The sequence below is a fragment of the Pararhizobium polonicum genome, from assembly GCF_001687365.1.
Lineage (GTDB): Bacteria > Pseudomonadota > Alphaproteobacteria > Rhizobiales > Rhizobiaceae > Pararhizobium > Pararhizobium polonicum.
The window spans coordinates 304,545-325,035 of record NZ_LGLV01000004.1; the positions used below are offsets into that span (position 1 = coordinate 304,545).

The 20,491-nt window shown below is 60.8% G+C and carries 20 protein-coding genes; 8 read left to right on the forward strand and 12 right to left on the reverse strand.

The window, feature by feature from the left end; translation table 11 throughout:
- Positions 1-117: 117 nt before the first annotated feature.
- Both ADU59_RS03155 and ADU59_RS03160 read right to left on the reverse strand, forming a co-directional pair.
- Positions 118-1,296: an AI-2E family transporter gene (locus ADU59_RS03155; protein WP_068951581.1), complete on the reverse strand. Its 1,179-nt coding sequence runs from the start codon at positions 1,294-1,296 to the stop codon at positions 118-120.
- 189 nt (positions 1,297-1,485) lie between these two features.
- On the reverse strand, positions 1,486-2,697 hold the full coding sequence (locus ADU59_RS03160; RefSeq protein WP_068951583.1) for an MFS transporter: 1,212 nt from the start codon (positions 2,695-2,697) through the stop codon (positions 1,486-1,488).
- A 401-nt stretch (positions 2,698-3,098) separates the two neighbouring features.
- On the opposite strand from ADU59_RS03160, the gene ADU59_RS03170 reads away from it, so the two are divergent.
- The 3 genes from ADU59_RS03170 to ADU59_RS03185 all read left to right on the forward strand — a co-directional run bounded on the left by ADU59_RS03170 (position 3,099) and on the right by ADU59_RS03185 (position 7,268).
- Positions 3,099-4,799, forward strand: coding sequence for a long-chain fatty acid--CoA ligase (locus tag ADU59_RS03170; protein ID WP_068951587.1), 1,701 nt, complete (start codon positions 3,099-3,101; stop codon positions 4,797-4,799).
- A gap of 462 nt (positions 4,800-5,261) precedes the next feature.
- Positions 5,262-6,887, forward strand: coding sequence for a glucose-6-phosphate isomerase (gene pgi / locus ADU59_RS03180; RefSeq protein ID WP_068951591.1), 1,626 nt, complete (start codon positions 5,262-5,264; stop codon positions 6,885-6,887).
- A gap of 138 nt (positions 6,888-7,025) precedes the next feature.
- Complete coding sequence (locus ADU59_RS03185) at positions 7,026-7,268, forward strand: DUF6894 family protein (protein ID WP_068951592.1); 243 nt, start codon at positions 7,026-7,028, stop codon at positions 7,266-7,268.
- 34 nt (positions 7,269-7,302) lie between these two features.
- Here ADU59_RS03185 and ADU59_RS03190 read toward each other — a convergent pair whose 3' ends face one another.
- Positions 7,303-8,190: a LysR family transcriptional regulator gene (locus tag ADU59_RS03190; RefSeq protein WP_068951594.1), complete on the reverse strand. Its 888-nt coding sequence runs from the start codon at positions 8,188-8,190 to the stop codon at positions 7,303-7,305.
- 128 nt (positions 8,191-8,318) lie between these two features.
- Here ADU59_RS03190 and ADU59_RS03195 point away from each other — a divergent pair, with 128 nt between their 5' ends.
- Positions 8,319-8,672, forward strand: coding sequence for an antibiotic biosynthesis monooxygenase (locus ADU59_RS03195; RefSeq protein ID WP_068951596.1), 354 nt, complete (start codon positions 8,319-8,321; stop codon positions 8,670-8,672).
- 188 nt (positions 8,673-8,860) lie between these two features.
- A complete protein-coding gene (locus tag ADU59_RS03200) occupies positions 8,861-9,904 on the forward strand; it encodes a glycosyltransferase family 4 protein (RefSeq protein ID WP_068951598.1) in 1,044 nt (347 codons plus the stop codon).
- Positions 9,905-9,933: 29 nt separating this feature from the next.
- On the opposite strand, the gene ADU59_RS03205 is transcribed toward ADU59_RS03200, so the two are convergent.
- The 3 genes from ADU59_RS03205 to ADU59_RS03215 all read right to left on the reverse strand — a co-directional run bounded on the left by ADU59_RS03205 (position 9,934) and on the right by ADU59_RS03215 (position 12,304).
- Entirely contained in the window at positions 9,934-10,860 is a 927-nt protein-coding gene (locus ADU59_RS03205; RefSeq protein ID WP_068951601.1) for a carbohydrate kinase family protein, read from the reverse strand.
- A 74-nt stretch (positions 10,861-10,934) separates the two neighbouring features.
- On the reverse strand, positions 10,935-11,633 hold the full coding sequence (locus tag ADU59_RS03210) for an orotate phosphoribosyltransferase (RefSeq protein ID WP_068951603.1): 699 nt from the start codon (positions 11,631-11,633) through the stop codon (positions 10,935-10,937).
- 104 nt (positions 11,634-11,737) lie between these two features.
- On the reverse strand, positions 11,738-12,304 hold the full coding sequence (locus tag ADU59_RS03215; protein WP_068951605.1) for a glyoxalase superfamily protein: 567 nt from the start codon (positions 12,302-12,304) through the stop codon (positions 11,738-11,740).
- A gap of 379 nt (positions 12,305-12,683) precedes the next feature.
- Between ADU59_RS03215 and ADU59_RS03220 the strand changes: the two genes are divergently transcribed.
- Positions 12,684-13,166, forward strand: coding sequence for a hypothetical protein (locus ADU59_RS03220; protein WP_068951607.1), 483 nt, complete (start codon positions 12,684-12,686; stop codon positions 13,164-13,166).
- Positions 13,167-13,271: 105 nt separating this feature from the next.
- Here the strand turns inward: ADU59_RS03220 and pyrC are convergent, their stop codons facing one another.
- The 5 genes from pyrC to ADU59_RS03245 form a co-directional block, all read right to left on the reverse strand.
- A complete protein-coding gene (pyrC, locus tag ADU59_RS03225) occupies positions 13,272-14,312 on the reverse strand; it encodes a dihydroorotase (protein ID WP_099050750.1) in 1,041 nt (346 codons plus the stop codon).
- 121 nt (positions 14,313-14,433) lie between these two features.
- The gene (locus ADU59_RS03230) at positions 14,434-15,063 is read right to left on the reverse strand and encodes a nucleoside triphosphate hydrolase (RefSeq protein WP_425331998.1); all 630 of its coding nucleotides are present in this window, start codon (positions 15,061-15,063) and stop codon (positions 14,434-14,436) included.
- Positions 15,064-15,065: 2 nt separating this feature from the next.
- Positions 15,066-15,839, reverse strand: coding sequence for an ATP-binding cassette domain-containing protein (locus ADU59_RS03235; RefSeq protein ID WP_068951613.1), 774 nt, complete (start codon positions 15,837-15,839; stop codon positions 15,066-15,068).
- Positions 15,839-16,897: an ABC transporter permease gene (locus ADU59_RS03240; protein ID WP_068951615.1), complete on the reverse strand. Its 1,059-nt coding sequence runs from the start codon at positions 16,895-16,897 to the stop codon at positions 15,839-15,841. Before ADU59_RS03240 ends, ADU59_RS03235 begins: the two co-directional genes overlap by 1 nt.
- Positions 16,898-17,001: 104 nt before the next feature.
- Positions 17,002-18,027: a sugar ABC transporter substrate-binding protein gene (locus ADU59_RS03245; protein WP_068951616.1), complete on the reverse strand. Its 1,026-nt coding sequence runs from the start codon at positions 18,025-18,027 to the stop codon at positions 17,002-17,004.
- Between the two features lie 301 nt (positions 18,028-18,328).
- Between ADU59_RS03245 and ADU59_RS03250 the strand changes: the two genes are divergently transcribed.
- Positions 18,329-19,561 (forward strand): ROK family transcriptional regulator, encoded by a 1,233-nt coding sequence (locus ADU59_RS03250; RefSeq protein WP_068951618.1) that lies wholly within the window; start codon positions 18,329-18,331, stop codon positions 19,559-19,561.
- Positions 19,561-19,989, forward strand: coding sequence for an RbsD/FucU family protein (locus ADU59_RS03255; RefSeq protein WP_068951620.1), 429 nt, complete (start codon positions 19,561-19,563; stop codon positions 19,987-19,989). Before ADU59_RS03250 ends, ADU59_RS03255 begins: the two co-directional genes overlap by 1 nt.
- A gap of 72 nt (positions 19,990-20,061) precedes the next feature.
- Here the strand turns inward: ADU59_RS03255 and ADU59_RS03260 are convergent, their stop codons facing one another.
- Entirely contained in the window at positions 20,062-20,445 is a 384-nt protein-coding gene (locus tag ADU59_RS03260; RefSeq protein ID WP_068951622.1) for a DoxX family protein, read from the reverse strand.
- Between the last annotated feature and the right edge of the window lie 46 nt (positions 20,446-20,491).

Genomic DNA, 20,491 nt, shown 5'->3' on the forward strand with positions numbered 1-20,491 from the left:
TTCGGCGTAGAAAACCATTAGCGCAACGCGCCGCGCAGATCACGCGGCAATTCCCCCGGATCTTTGGATTCAGTTTCGCCCAAGAGAAAGAAATCACCGACGGCCGGCACCCATCCGTCACCGATCCGGCAAGACGATACCGTGAGCCTTCTTTGAGCTCGTGTCCGGCGGCGGTGTGGTGACCTCCCGCAGCCATTCCCGCCAGATGGACACCAGAAGTGCCATCAACACCGGTCCGACGAACAATCCGAGAAATCCCATCGTCTTCACGCCCCCGACAAGCCCGAAGAAGGTCGGCAGAAAGGGCAGCTTGATCGGCCCGCCGACGAGCCTTGGCCGCAGCGTCTTGTCGACGATGAACAGCTCGATGGTTCCCCATGCAAACAGGGCGAGGGCCGCGAAAGGCGAGCCGCTGGCGAAGAGATAGACCGAGACCAGTGTGAAGCAGAGCGGTGCGCCGCCAGGAACGAGCGCCATGATGCCGGTGATGATGCCGAGCGTTACCGGAGAGGGCACGCCCGCCATCCAATAGGCCAGGCCGAGCACGATGCCTTCGCCGATGGCAATGATCCCCATGCCCGTAACCGTCGAACTGATGGTCAAGGGCACGATCCGCGATACCCGTTCCCAGCGCATCGGCAGGATACGTTCGCCAAGATGATCGAGCTGGGCAACAAGCTTTTCGCCGTCGCGATAGACGAAGAACAGCGTGATGAGCATGAAAAGAAGCGTCAGCAGCGACTGGAAGGCGGATGCGCCGACGACCAGTACACCGCGATAGATGCTGCCGATATTGGAGCCGCTGACCAGCTGTACCAGTTCGCCGAGCGCACCGGGATGGCCGACATATTTGGCCCATTGTTCACCGAGCCAGACCCCGAGCCCGGGGATCTGCGTCAGCCAGACCGGCACGGTGGCGCCGGTTGCATTCGTCTCGATGGTCCAGATTACCCAGCTGCGCACTTCATCGACGGCATAGGCAGCGGTCAGCGAGATCGGCGCAACGATGAAGGAAATCACCGCGATGATCGCGATCGTCGCTCCCAGCGTGCGATTGCCGCCGATCGCGCCGAGGAGCCAGCGATAGATCGGCCAGCTCGCAAAGCCGATAACAAGCGCTGCGAGCACCGGCACGAGAAACCCGTGAAAGAAATAGACGCCGGCAAGCAGGACAAAGACCAGCAGCCAGCGCGCGGCCGCAATGGGGCCGACAAGCGCCGAGCGTTCATAGGCCGGACGGCCGAAAAGGCGCGGTTCTGACGGCGGCTCGTCCCGTTCACGATTGCTCAGTTGCAAAAAGCATTCCTCCACATGTCATCAAGATGACAGCAAAACCCACGGCTTGCCAGCATGTTTCCATTTGTTTCCCGTAAACCGGGCCCATGCGCCATAGGTAAGTATGATCGCATGGTCAACACAAGCGGATGACAATCGAATTTCATCGGGGGAATAGCGGCCATGCGCGACGAAATCGCGCACGGAACCTCAACGGTGGCCGACCGCCTTCGCTTTCGAGCGATCGAGCAAAACCGACGAGAGGAAGATGCCGATACCGCCCACGGACATCATGGCGCCGACCAGGCCGGTCGATGTCCAGCCATAGCCTGCCGCAATCGACAGGCCGCCAAGCCAGGCGCCCAGCGCATTGGCAAGATTGAAGGCGGAATGGCTGAGGGCGGCGGCCAGTGTCTGTGCCTCCCCCGCCACATCCATCAGCCGCATCTGGATACCCGGCACGACGGCAAATCCGCCACCAATCAGGAGAACGTTGATCACGGCCATCCACGGTGTCGTCATGGTGAAGTAAAACAGAACGTAGGCTAGGAGGTTGAAGACGAGCGCAATACCGATTGCCGACATCAGCGACCAGTCGGCAAGGCGCGAGCCGACGATATTGCCGAGGATCATGCCGGCGCCGAACACCGAGAGCATGATCGGGACGCTGCCGAGCGAGACACCTGCGACTTCGGTGAGCGCCGGCGTGATATAGCTGAACACGGCAAACATGCCGCCGCAACCGATGGCACAGATACCGAGCGTCAGCCAGACCTGGGATTTGCCGAGCGCGCCGAGTTCCTTCAACGGCGATGCGGCGGGGTTGGCACGGTCCTTCGGCACGTAGAACCACGTGAGAACGACCGTCAGCACACTGATGGCGCCGACGATGGCAAAGGCCGCCCGCCAGCCGAGCGCCTGACCGAACCAGGCGACAAGCGGCGTTCCGAGCAGAGTGGCGACCGTCAGGCCCATCATGACGCGGCCAATGGCCCGCGCCCGCTGATGGGGTGCCGCCATACCGGCAGCCACCAGGGCCGCAACCCCGAAATAGGCGCCGTGCGGCAAGCCTGCGAGAAAGCGGGCTGCGACCAGCAGGCCGAAACTGCCGGCAACGGCACTGGCGATATTGCCGAGCGCAAACAGGCTCATCAGGGCAAGCAGGACATTGTGCCGGGAATACCGCGCGGCAAGCACCGCAAGCAGCGGCGCCCCGACAACGACGCCGATCGCATAGGCGCTGATGACGTGACCGGCATAGGGGACGGAAATGGAAAGATCGTCGGCCACCTGCGGCAAAAGCCCCATGATGGCAAATTCGCCGGTGCCGATGCCGAAACCGCCGACGGCCAAGGCCAATTCAGCGCTGGACATGCCGCCCCAACGGGCAGCCGGAATGGAAGAGAGAGCGTCTTCTGACATGGAATAACCTGCCTGGGGCCTGACCGGCCCAAAGGATTTTGGTTTTGAAATGGGAAGCCAGGGCGAAATTGGGAGGAAGCCCTGACGTTATTGCACTGCAATATACCTTTTTCCCCTGTTCGCAAAGCCATTGCTGCACAGTCATGCCGCGAAATCTGGCCATGCACGTGCAAATAGTGGCCACCTTATTGACGTTTACGTCAAGGTTATATAATCGGGAATGAGCTTGATGGCGCGCGATAAAAGCCCCATCTTGAACACACGGGGAATCTGGAGGGATTTTTCGTGCATGAGCAGCCTGCTTGCCGCAGATATCTTCGGACAGGGTTGTGCATGGAAAAGGGAGAGGCGATAGGCATCTGTCTTGCGGCGCGGCGATAGATGCATGAGGGAGAGAGACAATGCCGGACACATTGATACAGACGCCCGAGCCCCAGGCCGGCAAACCCTGGCTGCAATCCTATCCGCCGGGAATGCCGGCTGACATTTCCCCCCTGCCCTATGACTCGATCGGCGACCTCTTCGAGCAATCCTGCAAAAAATTTGCATCCCGCGCCGCCTTTACCTGCATGGGCAAGACGCTGACCTTCGACGGCCTCGACGCCGAAAGCCGGAAGATCGGCGCATGGCTGCAATCGGCGGGTCTCGTCAAGGGCGACCGCGTCGCCGTCATGATGCCGAACATCCTGCAGAATCCGGTGATCGTCTTCGGTATCCTGCGTGCCGGCTATACCGTCGTCAACGTCAACCCGCTCTATACGCCGCGCGAACTCGAGCACCAGTTGAAGGATGCCGGCGCCAAGGCGATCTTCGTGCTGGAAAATTTCGCCCATACCGTCGAACAGGTGGCGGCGCGCACCGAACTCAAGCACATCGTCGTCGCCACCATGGGCGACCTTCTGGGCATCAAGGGCCTGATCGTCAATATCGTCGTGCGCAAGGTCAAAAAACTGGTCCCCGCCTGGTCGCTGCCTGGACATCTCTCCTTCAAGACGGTTCTTTCCAGGGGAGCGGGCGCGACGCTCAAGCCTGTCAATGTCAAACCCGGCGATGTCGCCTTCCTGCAATATACCGGTGGCACCACAGGCGTCTCCAAAGGCGCGACGCTCACCCATTCCAACCTTCTGTCGAACATGGCCCAGATGGGGCTCTGGCTGGAGACCGCTTTCACCCACAGAACGCGGCCGGATCATCTGGTGTTTCTCTGCGCCCTGCCGCTCTACCATATCTTCGCGCTGACGGTGAACGCGTTGATGGGCCTGAGCACCGGCGGCGAAAACATCCTCATTCCCAATCCGCGCGACATCCCGGCCTTCGTCAAGGAAATCGCCAAGTACAAGGTCAACATCTTCCCGGGCCTCAACACCCTGTTCAATGCGCTGATGAACAATGCCGAATTCCAGAAGCTCGATTTCTCCAGCCTGGCGCTGACCTTCGGCGGCGGCATGGCCGTGCAGCGCCCGGTTGCCGAGCGCTGGGAAAAGATGACGGGGTCGGCGATCAAGGAAGGCTACGGCCTGTCGGAGACCTCCCCTGTCGCCACAGCCAACCGGCTCGATGAAGGTGAGTTCACCGGCACGATCGGCCTTCCCCTGCCATCGACCGATGTCGAGATTCGCGACGAGGATGGCAACTCTCTGCCCCTGGGCGATCTCGGCGAAATCTGCATTCGCGGCCCGCAGGTCATGGCCGGCTACTGGCAGAAGCCGGAAGAGACCGCCAAGGCCATTTCCGAGGATGGCTTCTTCCGTTCGGGCGATATCGGTTTCATGAACCCGCAAGGGCTGATCAAGATCGTCGATCGCAAGAAGGATATGATCCTGGTTTCCGGCTTCAACGTCTTCCCCAACGAGATCGAGGAAGTGGCGATGACCCTTGCCGGCATTCTCGAATGCGCCGCCATCGGCGTGCCCGACGAACATTCCGGTGAGGCGGTGAAGCTGTTCGTCGTCAAAAGAGATCCGGACCTCACCGAGGCGGAGGTCAAGGCGCATTGTGCTGCCAACCTCACCAACTACAAGCGGCCGAGATTCGTCGAATTCCGTACCGAACTGCCGAAATCGAACGTCGGCAAGATCCTGCGCAAGGATCTGCGCGGGTAACAGAAGAGAGGTATTCATGCGTTCCCTTGTCAGAACGCACCGAAACCTCTATTTTGTGGGAGTGGTGACTGGAGCGCGAACCCCAGCCACCGTTTGCTATGCTAAGAAGTTAACCCGCACAGCGATTGACCAGCTCGTGCGGGTTTTTCTTATGCTCAGCGTGATGCCAAATGGTCGAAACCACATAGATCACCTCCACATTCAAGGACAGGCTCCTGTCCTGCCACAGGCCGGGAAGCCCATCCGCCCGGATGCGCCAGCTGGCACGGCGTCGCTGCTTTCGTCCCTGAACCAGGAAAACACTATTGCAAGCCCTGGATTTTGCAACCACAAGATGATTGGCGACTGTCAAGCAAAAATCGGAAAGAACGGCTTTTTTAGCCTTCGGGTCAGGACGCTCTTGATTTGCGGGGGCCAAAGCGACTAGCTATCGCAACTCTCCGCGATGCAAGGAACCCTGCCATGAACGCGCTCGTCGACCAGCTGAAATCCACCGTTACCGACACCAAGGCAACTGATATCCGGGCTGCTTTTGCAAGCGATCCCAATCGCTTCGCCAAATACAGCGTCACATTCGACGACATGCTGTTCGACTATTCGAAATGCGCCGTCAACGACAAGGTACTGGACGGGCTCGAGGCGCTTGCGAAGGCTGCGAAGGTCGCGGAAAAGCGCGACGCGATGTTTGCCGGCGATATCATCAACATCACCGAAGGCCGTGCGGTCCTGCACACCGCTCTTCGCAACCGGGCCAACACGCCTGTTCTGGTCGACGGCAAGGATGTGATGCCCGACGTCAACGCCGTGCTGGCAGCCATGGGCGTGTTTTCCGACGGGATCCGCTCGGGCGCGCTGAAAGGTGCAACTGGCAAGAAGATCACCGACGTCGTCAATATCGGCATCGGCGGCTCCGACCTTGGCCCGGTGATGGCGACGCTGGCTCTGGCACCCGAGCATGACGGCCCGCGCCTGCATTTCGTTTCCAATATCGACGGCGCCCATATTGCCGATACGCTGAAGCTGCTCGATGCCGAGACATCGCTGTTCATCGTCGCCTCCAAGACCTTCACCACCATCGAGACGATGACCAATGCCGCCACGGCACGCGCCTTCATCGCCGAAAAGCTGGGCGAGAAGGCCGTCGGCCATCACTTCTGCGCGGTCTCCACCGCGCTCGACAAGGTCGCCGCCTTCGGCATCGACAGCGACCGGATCTTCGGCTTCTGGGATTGGGTCGGCGGCCGCTACTCGATCTGGTCGGCCATCGGCCTGCCGCTGATGATTGCCATCGGCAAGGAGAATTTCGGCGAATTCCTCGCCGGAGCGCATGCCGTCGATAATCATTTCCGCACAGCCCCCTTGCGCGAAAACATTCCGATGCTGCTGGGTCTTCTCGGCTATTACCACCGCAACGTGCTCGGCTATGCGACCCGCGCCATCCTGCCCTACGACCAGCGCCTGTCGCGCTTTCCGGCCTATCTGCAGCAGCTCGACATGGAATCGAACGGCAAGGGCGTGACGCTCGACGGCACGCCGGTTGCGGGCAATTCCGGCCCGGTCGTTTGGGGCGAGCCCGGCACCAACGGCCAGCATGCCTTCTACCAGCTGATCCATCAGGGCACGAGCATCATCCCGGCCGAATTCATGATCGCCGCCAACGGCCATGAACCGAACTTGCGTCATCAGCACCAGCTCCTGATGGCAAATTGCCTGGCCCAGTCGGAAGCCCTGATGAAGGGCCGCACGCTGGATGAGGCAAAGGCGCAGATGGCGTCCAAGGGACTGGACAAGGATTTCATCGAGCGCATCGCGCCGCACCGTGTCTTCACCGGCAACCGGCCGTCGCTGACCTTCGTCTACGACAAGATGACCCCCTTTACCTTCGGCCGCCTGATCGCGCTCTACGAACACCGCGTTTTCGTCGAAGGCGCCTTGTTCAACATCAATTCCTTCGATCAGTGGGGCGTCGAGCTCGGCAAGGAACTGGCCACGGGTCTGCTGCCTGTCGTCGAGGGCAAGGAGAGCGCTGCCGGTCACGATTCGTCGACGGCAGGTCTTGTGGCGGCACTTCTCAAGGCTGCGAAATAAGCTTTCGCCCCTCGCCGGATAGGATGAATACAGGCTGAACGTCCAATTCAGCCTGTATTCGGACACAATGTTCTATCCCTGAAACTGCGTCCTCAAGCCGGAGCGATCTCCGGCGACGCGGGGTTTCGGGGCATCGGCATGGAACACTATTTCTTCGATTTGCATTTCGGCGACGAACGGGTCGTGGACGAAGACGGCGTCGACCATTTCGACGAAGGGTCAGCTCTCTATTACGGGCAACGCATCGCCGACAGGATCGGCCGCGATACCGATTACCGGTCGCTGAAGGTGCATGTGCGCGCGCTCGATGGCTCCGTGCTGGCGATCGTCGCAGCGTCAAGCGGACGGGCCGGCGAACAGATGGCGCTGATTGGACGGTGACGGCTCCTGTGAAGCCCGATATCCTTTCATCCGTTCATGAGCGAAATAGATTTTCACGCATGAATGTCACGAAGGCCTGTATTTTCGGGGACAGATGACGGCTGGATGGCCACAGGATGCGAAACTCTCCGGCATCCTCGATATGATCACTCAGAACCGGGACAAGCTTTCCCGCAGTGATCTGATCTTGGATCGTAAACAGCGGCAGGCAGGCAAGGCCAAGCCCCTGCTCGGCCATGCTGACCAGCGGCTCGAGCGTGCTTGCCATCGATGACACGGGCAGCTCCAGCTTCCCTTTGCTGGCGTCATATCTCAAAGGCCAGCGCTCGAGCTTTCCGGATGACGGGTATTTGTGATGAAGGCAGATATGGGCCGACAGGTCCCGCGGCTCTTCCGGCATTCCGAAGCGGGCGAAATAGTCCTTCGATCCGACGATACGATGCGAGAATGTTCCCAAGGTCCGCATCATCAGACGGCTATCGCTGATATCCCCCGTTCGCACCACGGCATCAAAGCCCTCCTCGATCACATCCACCAGGCGATCGGTGAAATCCAAGTCGATGGAAACCTCCGGGAACGAGCGCATGAACTTGGTGATCACCGGCATGAACAGCATGCCCGCGAGCGGCAGGCTGACACGCAGGCGCCCGCGCGGCGTGGCAAGGGTTTGCGACAGTTCCTGCTCGGCCGCTTCGATCTCGGAAAAAATCCGGCGGCAGCGTTCGAGGAACATGGTTCCCTCCGCCGTAATCGCGATGCTGCGCGTACTGCGGTGAAACAGCCGGACCCCAAGCCTCTTCTCCAGACGGGCCATGGCCTTGCCGACGGCCGACGACGAGATGCCGAGCGCCTCGCTGGCCCTTGCGAAGCTGCGGGTCTCCGCTGCGACCATGAACACGTTCAAGGAGCCGATATTATCCAAGCGGGATCTCCATTGCGGACATGGATGTCCGTTATCAATGGAGGCTTAGCCCATTTTTTCGAGCATTGCGACACGCTAGATTTTGGCACGGCGGCATATTCCGCCAGTTCCTTGCAGATGGAGATACCGTGACTCACTCCCATAAGGCCGAATTCCAGCTTACTCCGCAGCCGACTATCTTTATCGTCAACGTCATCCACGCCCATCCCGGCAAACAGGATGAGGCCTTCCGGATCATTCAGGACGTCGTGCACTATGTTGCCGAACGCAAGGCAGGCTTTCTCTGGAGCAACCTGTCGAAAAGCACGGACGGCAAGACGGTCGTCAACATCGAGGCGATCCACAGCGCCGACAATGTCGACGAGTTTTTCTCGGATCCGATCTTCGTGGAGAAATTCAAGTCGCTGGACACCGTGTCGAAAAGCGAGTTCCACATCTACAAGGTCGGAGACCTCGTACTGCCGGCCCTGAGCGCGACATAGGATCGGCGCTGGCCGGGCATGGCAGCGCCCGGCCAATGGACCGCCCGGAAACCGTAATGAGACGTCCGGCAGCGGCAATCATCCGCCTGTCATCAGATCATGCTCAAACGGGTCCATTGCAGCTGCCACCCGATTCGACGATCAGCCGGTGCTTCCCGGCAGGTGGCAAAGCCACGTCGAGGCCACTGATGGAAAAAACCGTTCTCGTCGTCACCGACGCCTGGCATCCACAGGTCAACGGTGTCGTGCGCACCCTTGATGAACTTGCGCGATCGGTGAAGGAACAGGGGATCGCCATCGATTTCCTGACGCCGGAGCGGTTTGCGACCTTTCCGCTGCCATTCTATTCCGATATCCGGCTGGCGCTTCCAACCCGGCGTCAGGTGGCAAGCGAGATCGACGCATCCGCACCCGACTATATTCACATCGCCACGGAAGGACCGCTCGGTCTCGTGGCACGCGGCATCTGCCTGCGCAGGGGGCTGCCGTTCACGACGAGCTATCACACCCGCTTTCCGGAATTCGTCAGCGCGCGATTGCCTATCCCGGAAGACTGGAGCTACCGGTGGCTGCGCCAGTTCCACAATTCCGGCAACGGCATGATGGTCGCGACAGCCTCGCTCGGCACGGAAATGGCGGCACGCGGTTTCCACAACATCAAGCGATGGACGCGCGGCGTCGACACCGTTCTCTTCGATCCGGCCCGCCGCCAGCCCCTGCCACTTCCCCGGCCCATCTTCCTGAATGTGGGGCGGGTCGCCGTGGAGAAAAATCTTCCGGCCTTCCTCGATCTCGATCTGCCGGGCAGCAAAATTGTCGTCGGCGATGGCCCCGATCTTCCCGCGTTGCGCCAGCGATACCCGGATGTACATTTCCTCGGGCGGCGGATGGGCACCGAACTGGCGACGATCTATGCGTCCGCGGATGTCTTCGTTTTCCCGAGCCGGGTCGATACGTTCGGCAACGTCATTCTGGAAGCGCTCGCCAGCGGCTGTCCCGTTGCCGCCTTTCCGGTCACGGCGCCGAACGATATCCTGGGCGATGGCGGCGGGGTGCTGTCCAGCGATCTGCAGCAGGCAGCCCTTGCCGCTCTGATGCTGTCGCGGGAAGACGCGCGCCGAAAGGCGCTGACCTTCAGCTGGAGCGAATGCGCCCGTCAGTTTCTCTCAAACCTTGCCGGCGTACCGCACAGCGCCTTTGCCGGCCGTGGCAGGCGGCTGCGGCCGATGTAGAACTGACCACTAGCCCGGCGATCGGCTGATTAAAGCCCGATCTCGTAGCTCCAGGGCGGGTTTGCCCCTGCCCGAGAGACCGTCACGGCGGCGGCCTTGGCGCCAAGGGCCAGAGCATCGCGAACAGCCTGTTCGCTAAGGGTGGCGACGTGGTCCTTGGTCAGCAGATTGTTCATCTTCAGCGACGCGAGAATGCCCGCGTCGAACGTATCGCCGGCGCCAACGGTATCGACGACCTCGACCTTTTCACCGGACACGGAGACCTTGCCCCGCGTCGTATAGCCGTCGGCGCCATCGGCCCCCTTGGTAATGACCACGAGTTTCGGCCCGCGCTGGAGCCACTTGGCCACCAGTTCGTCATGCGTGCCCTCCTCGCCGAACCAGTCGAGGTCTTCGTCGGAGAACTTGACGATATCCGACATCTCAGCCATGCGCAGCATGCGCGCCTTGTGCGCCTGCGCATCCTTGATGAAGCCGGGCCGGATGTTGGGGTCGAAGGAAATCACACGCTTCTGATACTCGCGCGTCATCAGCGCTTCGTAAGTGGAGCCGCACGGTTCCGGTATCAGGCTGATGGCACCGAAATGCAGCGCCTCGCAGAAATCGCCCAGGGCCGGCAGGTCATCCTTGGTGATCATGCGGCCGGCGGTGTTTTCATCAAAGAAGGCATAGGTCGCCGACCCGTTGACCAGCTTGACGAAGGCGACGGTGGTGTGCAGCGGCAGGGTGGCGCAGGGGCCGAAATCGACATTGCTGGATTTCAGCGTCTCGCGCAGCATATCGCCGAACATGTCGTCGGACAGGCCGGTGAAGAAGCCGGTGGGAATGCCGAGGCGTCCGAGCGCAATGGCCGTATTGAAGATGGCGCCGCCGGAATAGGGCGCGAACGCCACCTCGCCTGCCGCCGTCTGGCGCGGCAGCATATCGATCAGGGCCTCCCCACAGCAAACGATCATGGCGATGTCCTCCCCTTCAATGACATAATTTCAATCGATTTAAGCCAAATGACGCCGAAATTCCAGCGCCGTTTTCAGCCGGTCGCGAGTTCGCTGACACCGCCGTTGCGCCCCGACCATTCGAGCGGCGCATTGAGGAAGGATTCGACCTCGAACAGCGTCTTTTCATCGAACAGTTGCTGCGCTTTGGCCACAGCCAGAACATCGCGCCAGGTGGCGATATTCAGCAGGGTTATGCCCTTGTCCAGCATCTCGGCCTTCGCCTTCGGGAAGATGTCGTAGTAGAACAATGCAATGCCATGATCGACGACGCCACCGGCCGCGCGGATCGCATTGATGAACGTGAAGATCGAAGTGCCGGCGGTCGTCAGGTCCTCGATGACGAGAACGCGGGCGCCTTCCGGCATATGGCCTTCGATCTGGGCATTGCGGCCGTGGCCTTTCGGCGCCTTGCGGACATAGATCATCGGCAATGACAGCCGCTCGGCCAGCATGGCGGCAAAGGGAATACCCGCCGTCTCACCGCCGGCGATAATGTCGAATTTCTCAAAACCGGCTTCGCGTAGCACCGTTGCGGCCGCAAAATCCATCACTGTCGAACGGATGCGGGGATAGGAGAGGAGCTTGCGGCAATCGATATAGACCGGGCTCGCCATGCCGGATGCAAGCTTGTAAGGCTGGTCGGCACGGAAATGCACGGCCTTGATTTCCCACAGCATCTTGGCAACGAGTTCGGCCATGACGGCCTTGTCGGAAAAGGATGTCTGGATCATCGGCGGGCTCCTGTGGCTCGGTGTTTTCGTTCCCCGCGCATAGCAGGTCAGCCCCTTCAATACCAGAGGCGGATGGCGCGGCAAGCCGGGCCGCGCCATCAATTTCAGCCGTCCTGACCGTCGCCCTGCTGCTGGCAAAAGGTGATGCGGTTGTTGAAGGGATCGATGACCTCGACCTCAAGCCCCCAGGGCGCCTTTTGGACACCGGGCTTCATGTAACGATAGTTTTTGGCGGCAAGTTCCGCCTGCAAGGCGGGCGCATCCGTCACCCGAACGAAGGTTCGCGCGCCGGGGCTGGCATCGCCCGCATGCTCGCTGAGATGCAGGATCATGCCTTCCCGGGAAACCTGGCAATAAAGCGGGGAGTTGTCGCCAAACCGGTGTTCCCAGTCGAGCGTGAAACCGAGGAAACTGCAATAGAACTCCATCGCCTTTTCCACGTCGAAAATCCGGAAGATCGGGATCGGCGGCTGGATGCCGACATGGCCGTCCCGCATCGGCGGCGCCTTGTCGTCCGCCTCGATCTTTGCCGACAGGATATTCCATTGATCATAACCGAACTGGGCGGCGACAATCTCAAGGGCCTGGCTGTGGGAAAGGCTTGTCTTGCGATCGGCAAAAGCCTGCTTTAGCACCTTTGCCATCAGCTTCGCGTCGCGAAAATCGCGCATGTTTCATCCTCCTTACGGTGGCAAACAGGAAGATCAGTGCCCGCTTTGCTGACCCGTTCGCCATCAGCGCCAAAAGGCAGGGATGAGAACCGTTTTCGAGGATGCTTTCACCATCGTGCCGGAGCACTGCGGGACGGCTGGCAGCATCCGGCCTCCCCAAGAAATAGGCGCGTTTTTGACCGCGATCAAGCCTGCGGCCGAACAACAAAAATCATTGCAATCCATGATCTTGCCAGTTGCCCAGATTAAATTTTGGCAACCTGTGTCCGTTGCCGGTGACAGATCATCTTCTTGTCACAAATGGGGAGACATATTCCAGGTCGAGGCGGACGTTCAACGCATCGCTGAACGCCTGATGCCCTCCACCCGAGGTGGTCCCATGAAGATTATCAAGCTCGCAACCCTTGCCGCCCTCTCCTTCGCACCCTTTGTCTTTTCACCTGCCGCCCATGCGACGACCATGGCGGAATGCAGCGTCAAATACAAAGCGGCACAGACGGCCGGCACACTCAATGGAATGAAATGGAACGACTTCCGCAAGGCACAATGCGGAACCAGCGCCGCCGCAACACCAGCCGCAGCGAACACAAACGCGGTGACCACGAACCAGGAGCCGACCGCAAGCAATACGGAAAACATGCCGGAGCCGGCCACGACCACCGCGAAGGCGCCGAAAGGCGTTGTCTTCCCGAGCAAGGTGGACGCAAAATATTCCACGGAATCCGCCGGAAAGGCCCGGATGCATACCTGCCTTGACCAATACAAGGCCAACAAGGCCAACAACGCGCTCGGCGGGCTGTCATGGATCCAGAAGGGCGGCGGCTTCTACAGCATCTGCAATTCGAAGCTCAAGACGTCCTGACGCTTCGGCGCCGGATTTCAGGGGCGGCCGGTCACTTCGGCCGCCTTTTTTTTGTGGGGATCACAGGCACACCGGAAACCGCTGCGCGGTTTCGGGCGGGACGGATCAGGTCTGGACCTGCCAATGCAGCGGGAACATCGGATCAAAGACGGTGACGGTGCCCGCCTCCGTTTCGATCTTTTCCGGAAATGTCACGGCATCCGCCTGCTTGCGCAGCGTGATCGTTTCGTCATTGACCGGCAGGCCATACCACGCCGGGCCGTTGAGCGATGTAAAGGCCTCCAGCCGGTCCAGCGCATTCTCCTGTTCGAACACATGCGCCAGGCAGCTCATCGTGTTGATCGAGGTATAGATGCCGGCACAGCCGCAGGCGCATTCCTTCAAGGGGTCTACATGCGGGGCGCTGTCGGTGCCGAGGAAGAAGCGGGCGTCGCCCGAGGTTGCGGCAGCGCGCAGGGCCAGACGATGCAGCTCGCGCTTGGCGACCGGCAGGCAGTAATAGTGCGGGCGGATGCCGCCGACGAGGATGGCGTTGCGGTTGATGATCAGGTGATGGGTGGTGATAGAACCGGCGAGATTGCCCTTCGACGCCTTGATATAGTCGATGCCGTCCTTGGTGGTAACGTGTTCCATCGTCACCTTCAACTCCGGCAGACGAGCGCGCAAGGGATCGAGCACGGTTTCGATGAAAACGGCTTCTCGGTCGAAAATATCGACCTCGGGTGTCGTCACCTCTCCGTGGACGCAGAGCGGCAGGCCGATCCTGGCCATGCGCTCCAGCACCGGCATGGCATTCTCGAAATTGCGCACGCCGCCATGCGAATTGGTGGTGGCGCCGGCCGGATAGAGTTTCACCGCCCTGATCAGGCCGCTGGCATGCCCCGCCTCGACATCGTCGGGATTGGTCCCTTCCGTCAGATACAGCGTCATCAGCGGCTCGAAGCGGTCACCCTTCGGAAGGGCGGCCATGATGCGCTCGCGATAGGCTGTCGCATCGGCGGTGGTAACCACCGGCGGCACGAGATTGGGCATGATGATGGCGCGGGCGAAATGGCGGCTGGTGTCGCCGATCACGCCCTTGAGCATGCCGCCGTCGCGCAGATGCAGGTGCCAGTCGTCAGGACGGCGGATGGTAAGCTCGGTGATGGGCTGTGGGCTCATGGCGGATTCTCCAGACGCATATTCTCGCGCATGGGTTCGGAGCACGCGCTGACCGAGAGGTCCGATAGCACCAATCCACGCCGGAAAACAATGACGGATTGCCGGATCAGGCCGTTTCGAAAATCTCGATGGCGATATCGGCCTGCCGCGAATTGTCGATGATCCGTTTTCCGTTCGGCAGGTCGTTGCCGTAGAGCTTCCACTCGATGCCGGCGGCATCGAGCCCATAGTGGATCCAGCGTTGCCGCAGCCGCTCTTCCAGCACCGCATAGGGCGGGCCGACGAAGATCGACAGGTCGAACATGCCGTTCAGCCGCGACCAGGGCGCCTCGTCGAGCAGCAGGTAATTGCCTTCAGCCAGAATGATGCGCGTCTCGGTCGCAACTGCCCGCGCAGAAGCGATGGCGATTTCGCGGGACCGGTCGAAAACGGGCACGAGAACCTCCTCGTCCGCCTTACGCACCGCCGACACGATATCGATGAAGGCACGGACATCGAAGGTCTCCGGCGCGCCCTTCCGCTTCAACAGCCCGCGTTCTTCCAGAATGCCGTTGTCCATGTGAAAGCCGTCCATCGGCAGGACGGCGGATTTTTCACCGCGCTGCGTCAACTCCGCGTGAAGCGCATCGGCAAGGGTGGATTTGCCGGCCCCGGGAGGGCCGGCAATGGCAACAATGAAGCGCGCCGAGCGGCCCGCCTTCTCGACAATGCCATCGGCGATGGCGGCAAGCGTCATGGTCATGCCGCGGCGGCCTCCGGCGGCACCTTGGCACCGGTCATGAAGGCGACGGCATCCGACATCGTATAGTCCTTCGGATTGATGACGCAGAGGCGTTTGCCAAGCCGGTGGATGTGGATGCGGTCCGCCACCTCGAACACATGCGGCATGTTATGCGAGATCAGCACGATCGGCAGGCCGCGCTTGCGCACATCGAGGATCAGTTCGAGCACCTTGCGGCTCTCCTTGACGCCAAGCGCTGCCGTCGGCTCATCGAGAATGATGACCTTGGAGCCGAACGCTGCGGCGCGTGCGACGGCCACACCCTGACGCTGGCCGCCGGACAGCGTTTCGACCGCCTGGTTGATGTTCTGGATCGTCATCAGGCCAAGCTCGGAAAGCTTGTCGCGGGCAATCTTGGCCATCTTCGGACGGTCGAGCATGCGGAAGATCGACCCCATCGGTCCGGGTTTGCGGATCTCTCGGCCGAGGAACATGTTATCGGCGATCGACAGGGCCGGCGACAGGGCAAGGTTCTGGTAGACGGTTTCGATGCCGGCTTCGCGGGCCTGCAGCGGCGAGCGGAAGTTGACGACCTGACCGTCGAGCCGGATTTCGCCCTCGTCGGGATGGATCGCGCCCGAAATCGCCTTGATCAGCGATGACTTCCCGGCGCCGTTGTCGCCGATCACGGCAAGGATCTCGCCGGGATAGAGGTCGAAATCGGACTGGTCGAGGGCGGTCACGCGGCCGTAGCGCTTGACGATACCGCGCGCGGTGAGAAGAGGTTCCATCAGCCTGCTACCTTTCTGATCCACTGGTCGACGCCAACGGCCGAGATGATGAGAACGCCGGTCAGCAGCACCTTCCACTGCGGATCGGCACCGAGCATGTTGAGCCCCATCGACACCACGCCGACGATCAACGCGCCGAACAGGGTTCCGAGGATCGAGCCGCGCCCGCCGAACAGCGAGATGCCGCCGATAACCGCCGCCGTGATGGCCTGAAGATTGTAATCCGTGACCGCCCAGGAAGGCGAGATCGAACCGTTGCGGCCGATCGAGACCCAGGCGGCGAGCGCTGCGATGGCGCCGGCCAGACCATAGACGCCGAGAAGCACTTTCTTGACGCGGATACCCGACAGTTCGGCCGCTTCGGGATCATCCCCGACGGCATAAACGTGCCGGCCCCAGGCTGTGTGGTTAAGGCCGTACCAAAGCACGATTACCGTGACCACCATCATGATGACGCCCAGCGTGAAGACAGCCGAGCCGAGCTTGAAGCTGGCGCCGAAGAGACCGAGCAACGGCGCGGTGGCTTCGATATCGGCACGGCGGATGGTCTCGTTGGCCGAATAGATATAGTTGACCGCCGCGATGATGTTCCAGGTGCCCAGCGTGACGATGAAGGGCGGCAGTTTCATTCTGGAAACCAGGAACCCGTTGGCCATGCCGCAGACGGTTCCGGTGACGAAACCGGCCAGAACGGCCAGCGGCGCCGGCAGGCCGTAGGTCACGGCGCAATTGCCCATGACAACAGCCGACAGCACCATGATGACGCCGATCGACAGGTCGATACCGGCCGTCAGGATCACCAGGGTCTGGGCCGCGCCGAGAATGCCGACGACGGCGATCTGCTGGAGAATGAGCGTGAGTGTTCCTGCGGTAAAGAACCGCTCGCCCTTCAGGACACCGAACACGATGATGGAAAAGATCAGCACGATCGCCGGAATGGCGGCCGGTGTCGAATGCAGAAAATGCTGAATGCGCCGCAGAGGCGAACGATCTTCAAATGAAGCGACCGACTTGTCGCTTTTATCCAGTGACTTTTCGAATTCCTGGACGCTTGTCATGACAACGCCTCCCTCCCAAGAGCCCGGCCCATTTGCCGGTTGTTGAAAAGGGCGGCTCTGAAACCGCCCTTTCACCATCATTCTGTGTTGAAAGGACTAGGGCATCAACCCCAGCACTTGTCCGTACCGGTCTTGACGTCGATCGATTCGACGCCCTTGGCAGGCTTGTCGGTGACAAGAGCAACGCCGGTGTCGAAGAAGTCCTTGCCTGCGGTCGGCTTCGGCTTGGTGCCGTCCTTGGCGTACTGGGCAATCGCCTCGATGCCGAGCGAAGCCATCAGCAGCGGATACTGCTGCGATGTCGCACCGATGACACCTTCGGCCACCGATTTGATACCCGGGCAACCGCCGTCGACGGACACGATCAGAACGTCTTTTTCCTTGCCAACGGCCTTCAGCGCTTCATAGGCGCCGACAGCAGCCGGTTCGTTGATCGTGTGAATGACGTTGATGTCCGGGTCCTTCTGGAGAAGGTTTTCCATGGCCGTGCGGCCGCCTTCTTCATTGCCGTTGGTCACGTCATGACCGACGATGCGCGGATCGTCTTCGTCGCCGATCTTGTTGGGGTCCTTCGGGTCGATGCCGAAGCCGATCATGAAGCCCTGGTCGCGCAGGACGTCGACGGTCGGCTGCGACGGAACGAGGTCGAGGAAGCCGATCTTGGCATCCTTTGCCTTGTCGCCCAGCGTTGCGGCCGCCCAGGCGCCGATCAGCTTGCCGGCCTGCAGATTGTCCGTTGCAAAGGTTGCATCGGCGGCCGATGCCGGCTCGAGCGGGGTATCGAGAGCGATGACGAGCAGGCCGGCATCCTGTGCCTTCTTGACCTGATCGACGATGGCCTTGGTGTCGGAAGCGGCGATCAGGATACCCTTGGCACCGTCAGCGATGCAGGATTCGATCGCAGCAACCTGGCTGTCATGGTCGCCGTCGACCTTGCCGGCATAGGACTTCAGATCAATGCCGAGTTCCTTGGCCTTGGCCGCAGCACCTTCCTTCATCTTGACGAAGAAGGGATTGGTATCGGTCTTGGTGATCAGGCAGGCCGAAACGTCGGCGGCCTGAACGGGGCTTGAAAAAACGACGCCGAGCGCCAGCGCGCCGAGAGCGGCGGAAACAATAGTCTTCTTCATGAAATCCTCCCAAGGATTGAAAAATGACACCGGCGAACCGGCACCGTCAGGCCTCGCCCACCGCAACATCTCCTCTGAGCGGGTGGCGCTTCCGGAGACAAAACAAACATCAAAACGAAATGCTGTCAATAAATAAATCAAATTGAATTATTAAAAATCTATGGCATTCTCTGCGCAGAAAATGTGCATGCGCCTCTCGTGGTTGCACTGCGCGCAAGAAATAAAATGAAGGCGTGATCAGGAGGCCAGTCCGGAACAACCCAGTCCGGATAGGAGATCGCGCTTTAGGGAGGAAACGGGCATGACATCACAAGCCGATTCCGGCGGTGCATCCACCGTTCCGGATGTCTTCGATCCGGGCGGAGGTGCAAACCTCACCCGTGTGCGTGCCTATAACGAGCGGCTGGTCATGTCGCTGGTGCGCCGTCACGGCAGCCTCTCTAAGGCGGATATCGCCCGGCGGTCCGGCCTTTCGGCGCAGACGGTCACTGTCATCATGCGCGCGCTCGAAAAGGACAATCTGCTGATGCGCGGCGAACCGGTACGCGGCCGCGTCGGCCAGCCCTCAATCCCGATGCGGCTCAATCCGGACGCGGTCTATTCCTACGGCGTCAAGATCGGCCGGCGCAGCTGCGATCTCGTGCTGATGGATTTCGTCGGCAACATCCGGCTGCAGCTGCACCAGACCCACGCCTATCCGATGCCGGACGACATCCTCTCCTTCATCGTCGCAGGCATACCGAAACTGGAAAAAATGCTGACCGAGGAGCAGCGCGGGCACATCGCCGGCGTCGGCATCGCAACGCCGTTCCAGCTCTGGAGCTGGGCGGAGGAAACCGGGGCGCCGAAGGAAGCGATGAACCGCTGGCGCGGCTTTGACCTGCGCGAGGCGGTGGCAGCGCGCATACATCACCCCGTGCTGCTGCAGAACGACGCCACCAGCGCCTGCGCTGCAGAGCTGATCTTCGGGGTCGGCTCGTCCTATCCGGATTTCATCTATTTCTACATCGGCTCCTTCATCGGCGGCGGCATCGTGCTCAATTCGGCGCTGTTTTCCGGCCGCACCGGAACGGCCGGCGCCGTCGGCCCGCTGCAGGTTTCCGACAAGAACGGCAAGCCGCAGCAGCTTTTGAAGCTCGCGTCGATCTTCGTGCTCGAAAACATTCTGCGCGAAAGGGGGATCGATCCGAAACCGCTCTGGTATTCCGCCGATGAATGGATCGATTTCGGCGAGCCTCTGGAGGCCTGGATCCAGCTCACGGCCGCAGCTCTCGCCCAGGCGATCGTTTCTTCCGCCTCGATCATCGATTTCAGCGCGGCCGTGATCGACGGCGGCTTTCCCGGCTGGGTGCGCGAGCGTATCGTCGCGGCGATCCGCAAGGCCGCCGGAGAACTCGATCTCGAAGGCGTCATCCTGCCCGATATCATCGAGGGTGCCGTCGGTGCCCAGGCACGCGCCATCGGCGCGGCCAGCCTGCCGCTGTTTTCCCGCTATCTCATCGATACCAATGTTCTTTTCAAGGAAACAGCCTGATGCTGAAAGGTCTGAACCCGCTGCTGAGCCCCGAGCTTCTGGCGACATTGCGGGCCATGGGCCATGGCGATGAGATCGCGCTGGTCGATGGTAACTATCCCGGCCAAGAACATGGCCGCCGGTTGATCCGGCTCGACGGACATCACCTGATCCCAGTTCTCGATGCCATCCTGAGTGTCTTGCCGATCGACGATTTCGTGCCGGAGGCGATCTTTCGCGCCACGGTCAAGCAGGAGCGCGATGTGCTCGACCCGGTGCACCTGGACATCATCGCCTGCTGCGCGCGATACGAACCGGAGCGGGCGGTCATCCCGCTGCTCGGGCCGGAGTTTTATCCGAGGGTAAGAGCCGCGCATACTGTCATCCAGACGAGCGAACCGCGGCTCTACGGAAACGTCATCCTGCGCAAGGGCGTCATTTATCCCTGACATTCCTTGCTGACGCAAAAAGCCCGCCGATTTTCACAATCGGCGGGCTTTTTATGATCAGGTGACCAGCAGTCAGGCGCGCTTGGCATCAACCGAGAAAGCACCGGCGCCGAGGGTGGCGAGAAGCAGGAAGCCGCCGGCCAGGCCGAAGTTCTTCATGAAGTTGATGCTGTTACCAGCGACCGAGAAATCGCCGTGGCCGATGAATGCCGTGGCGATGCAGAAGACCGCCAGAATATAGGCGGCCGGACGCGTGAACAGGCCGAGGAGGACGGCGAGGCCACCCAGCAGTTCAACAGCGGTGACAAGGGCGGCGGTGACCATGGGGAGCGGCAGGCCCATGCTGCCGAAATAGCCGGCGGTGCCGCTGAACGCCGTGAGCTTGCCGTAGCCGGCGACGATGAAAAGGATCGACAGAAGGATCCGTGCGACGAGGGTGACTGCGTTCTGCTGCATTGAAAGAAGCTCCGGTTGGGTTCGTATTTGCAATAGATTTATCAGC

Bases quoted from the DNA above. Each gene is read 5' to 3' on its own strand.
- ADU59_RS03235 (WP_068951613.1), bottom strand. From the start codon at position 15,839: ATGGAACCTCTTCTCACCGCGCGCGGTATCGTCAAGCGCTACGGCCGC.
- ADU59_RS03250 (WP_068951618.1), top strand. From the start codon at position 18,329: ATGACATCACAAGCCGATTCCGGCGGTGCATCCACCGTTCCGGATGTC.
- ADU59_RS03240 (WP_068951615.1), bottom strand. From the start codon at position 16,897: ATGACAAGCGTCCAGGAATTCGAAAAGTCACTGGATAAAAGCGACAAG.
- ADU59_RS03210 (WP_068951603.1), bottom strand. From the start codon at position 11,633: ATGATCCAGACATCCTTTTCCGACAAGGCCGTCATGGCCGAACTCGTT.
- ADU59_RS03185 (WP_068951592.1), top strand. From the start codon at position 7,026: ATGGAACACTATTTCTTCGATTTGCATTTCGGCGACGAACGGGTCGTG.
- pgi (WP_068951591.1), top strand. From the start codon at position 5,262: ATGAACGCGCTCGTCGACCAGCTGAAATCCACCGTTACCGACACCAAG.
- ADU59_RS03255 (WP_068951620.1), top strand. From the start codon at position 19,561: ATGCTGAAAGGTCTGAACCCGCTGCTGAGCCCCGAGCTTCTGGCGACA.
- ADU59_RS03220 (WP_068951607.1), top strand. From the start codon at position 12,684: ATGAAGATTATCAAGCTCGCAACCCTTGCCGCCCTCTCCTTCGCACCC.
- ADU59_RS03215 (WP_068951605.1), bottom strand. From the start codon at position 12,304: ATGCGCGATTTTCGCGACGCGAAGCTGATGGCAAAGGTGCTAAAGCAG.
- ADU59_RS03160 (WP_068951583.1), bottom strand. From the start codon at position 2,697: ATGTCAGAAGACGCTCTCTCTTCCATTCCGGCTGCCCGTTGGGGCGGC.
- ADU59_RS03245 (WP_068951616.1), bottom strand. From the start codon at position 18,027: ATGAAGAAGACTATTGTTTCCGCCGCTCTCGGCGCGCTGGCGCTCGGC.
- ADU59_RS03200 (WP_068951598.1), top strand. From the start codon at position 8,861: ATGGAAAAAACCGTTCTCGTCGTCACCGACGCCTGGCATCCACAGGTC.
- ADU59_RS03205 (WP_068951601.1), bottom strand. From the start codon at position 10,860: ATGATCGTTTGCTGTGGGGAGGCCCTGATCGATATGCTGCCGCGCCAG.
- ADU59_RS03230 (WP_425331998.1), bottom strand. From the start codon at position 15,063: ATGACGCTTGCCGCCATCGCCGATGGCATTGTCGAGAAGGCGGGCCGC.
- ADU59_RS03260 (WP_068951622.1), bottom strand. From the start codon at position 20,445: ATGCAGCAGAACGCAGTCACCCTCGTCGCACGGATCCTTCTGTCGATC.
- ADU59_RS03170 (WP_068951587.1), top strand. From the start codon at position 3,099: ATGCCGGACACATTGATACAGACGCCCGAGCCCCAGGCCGGCAAACCC.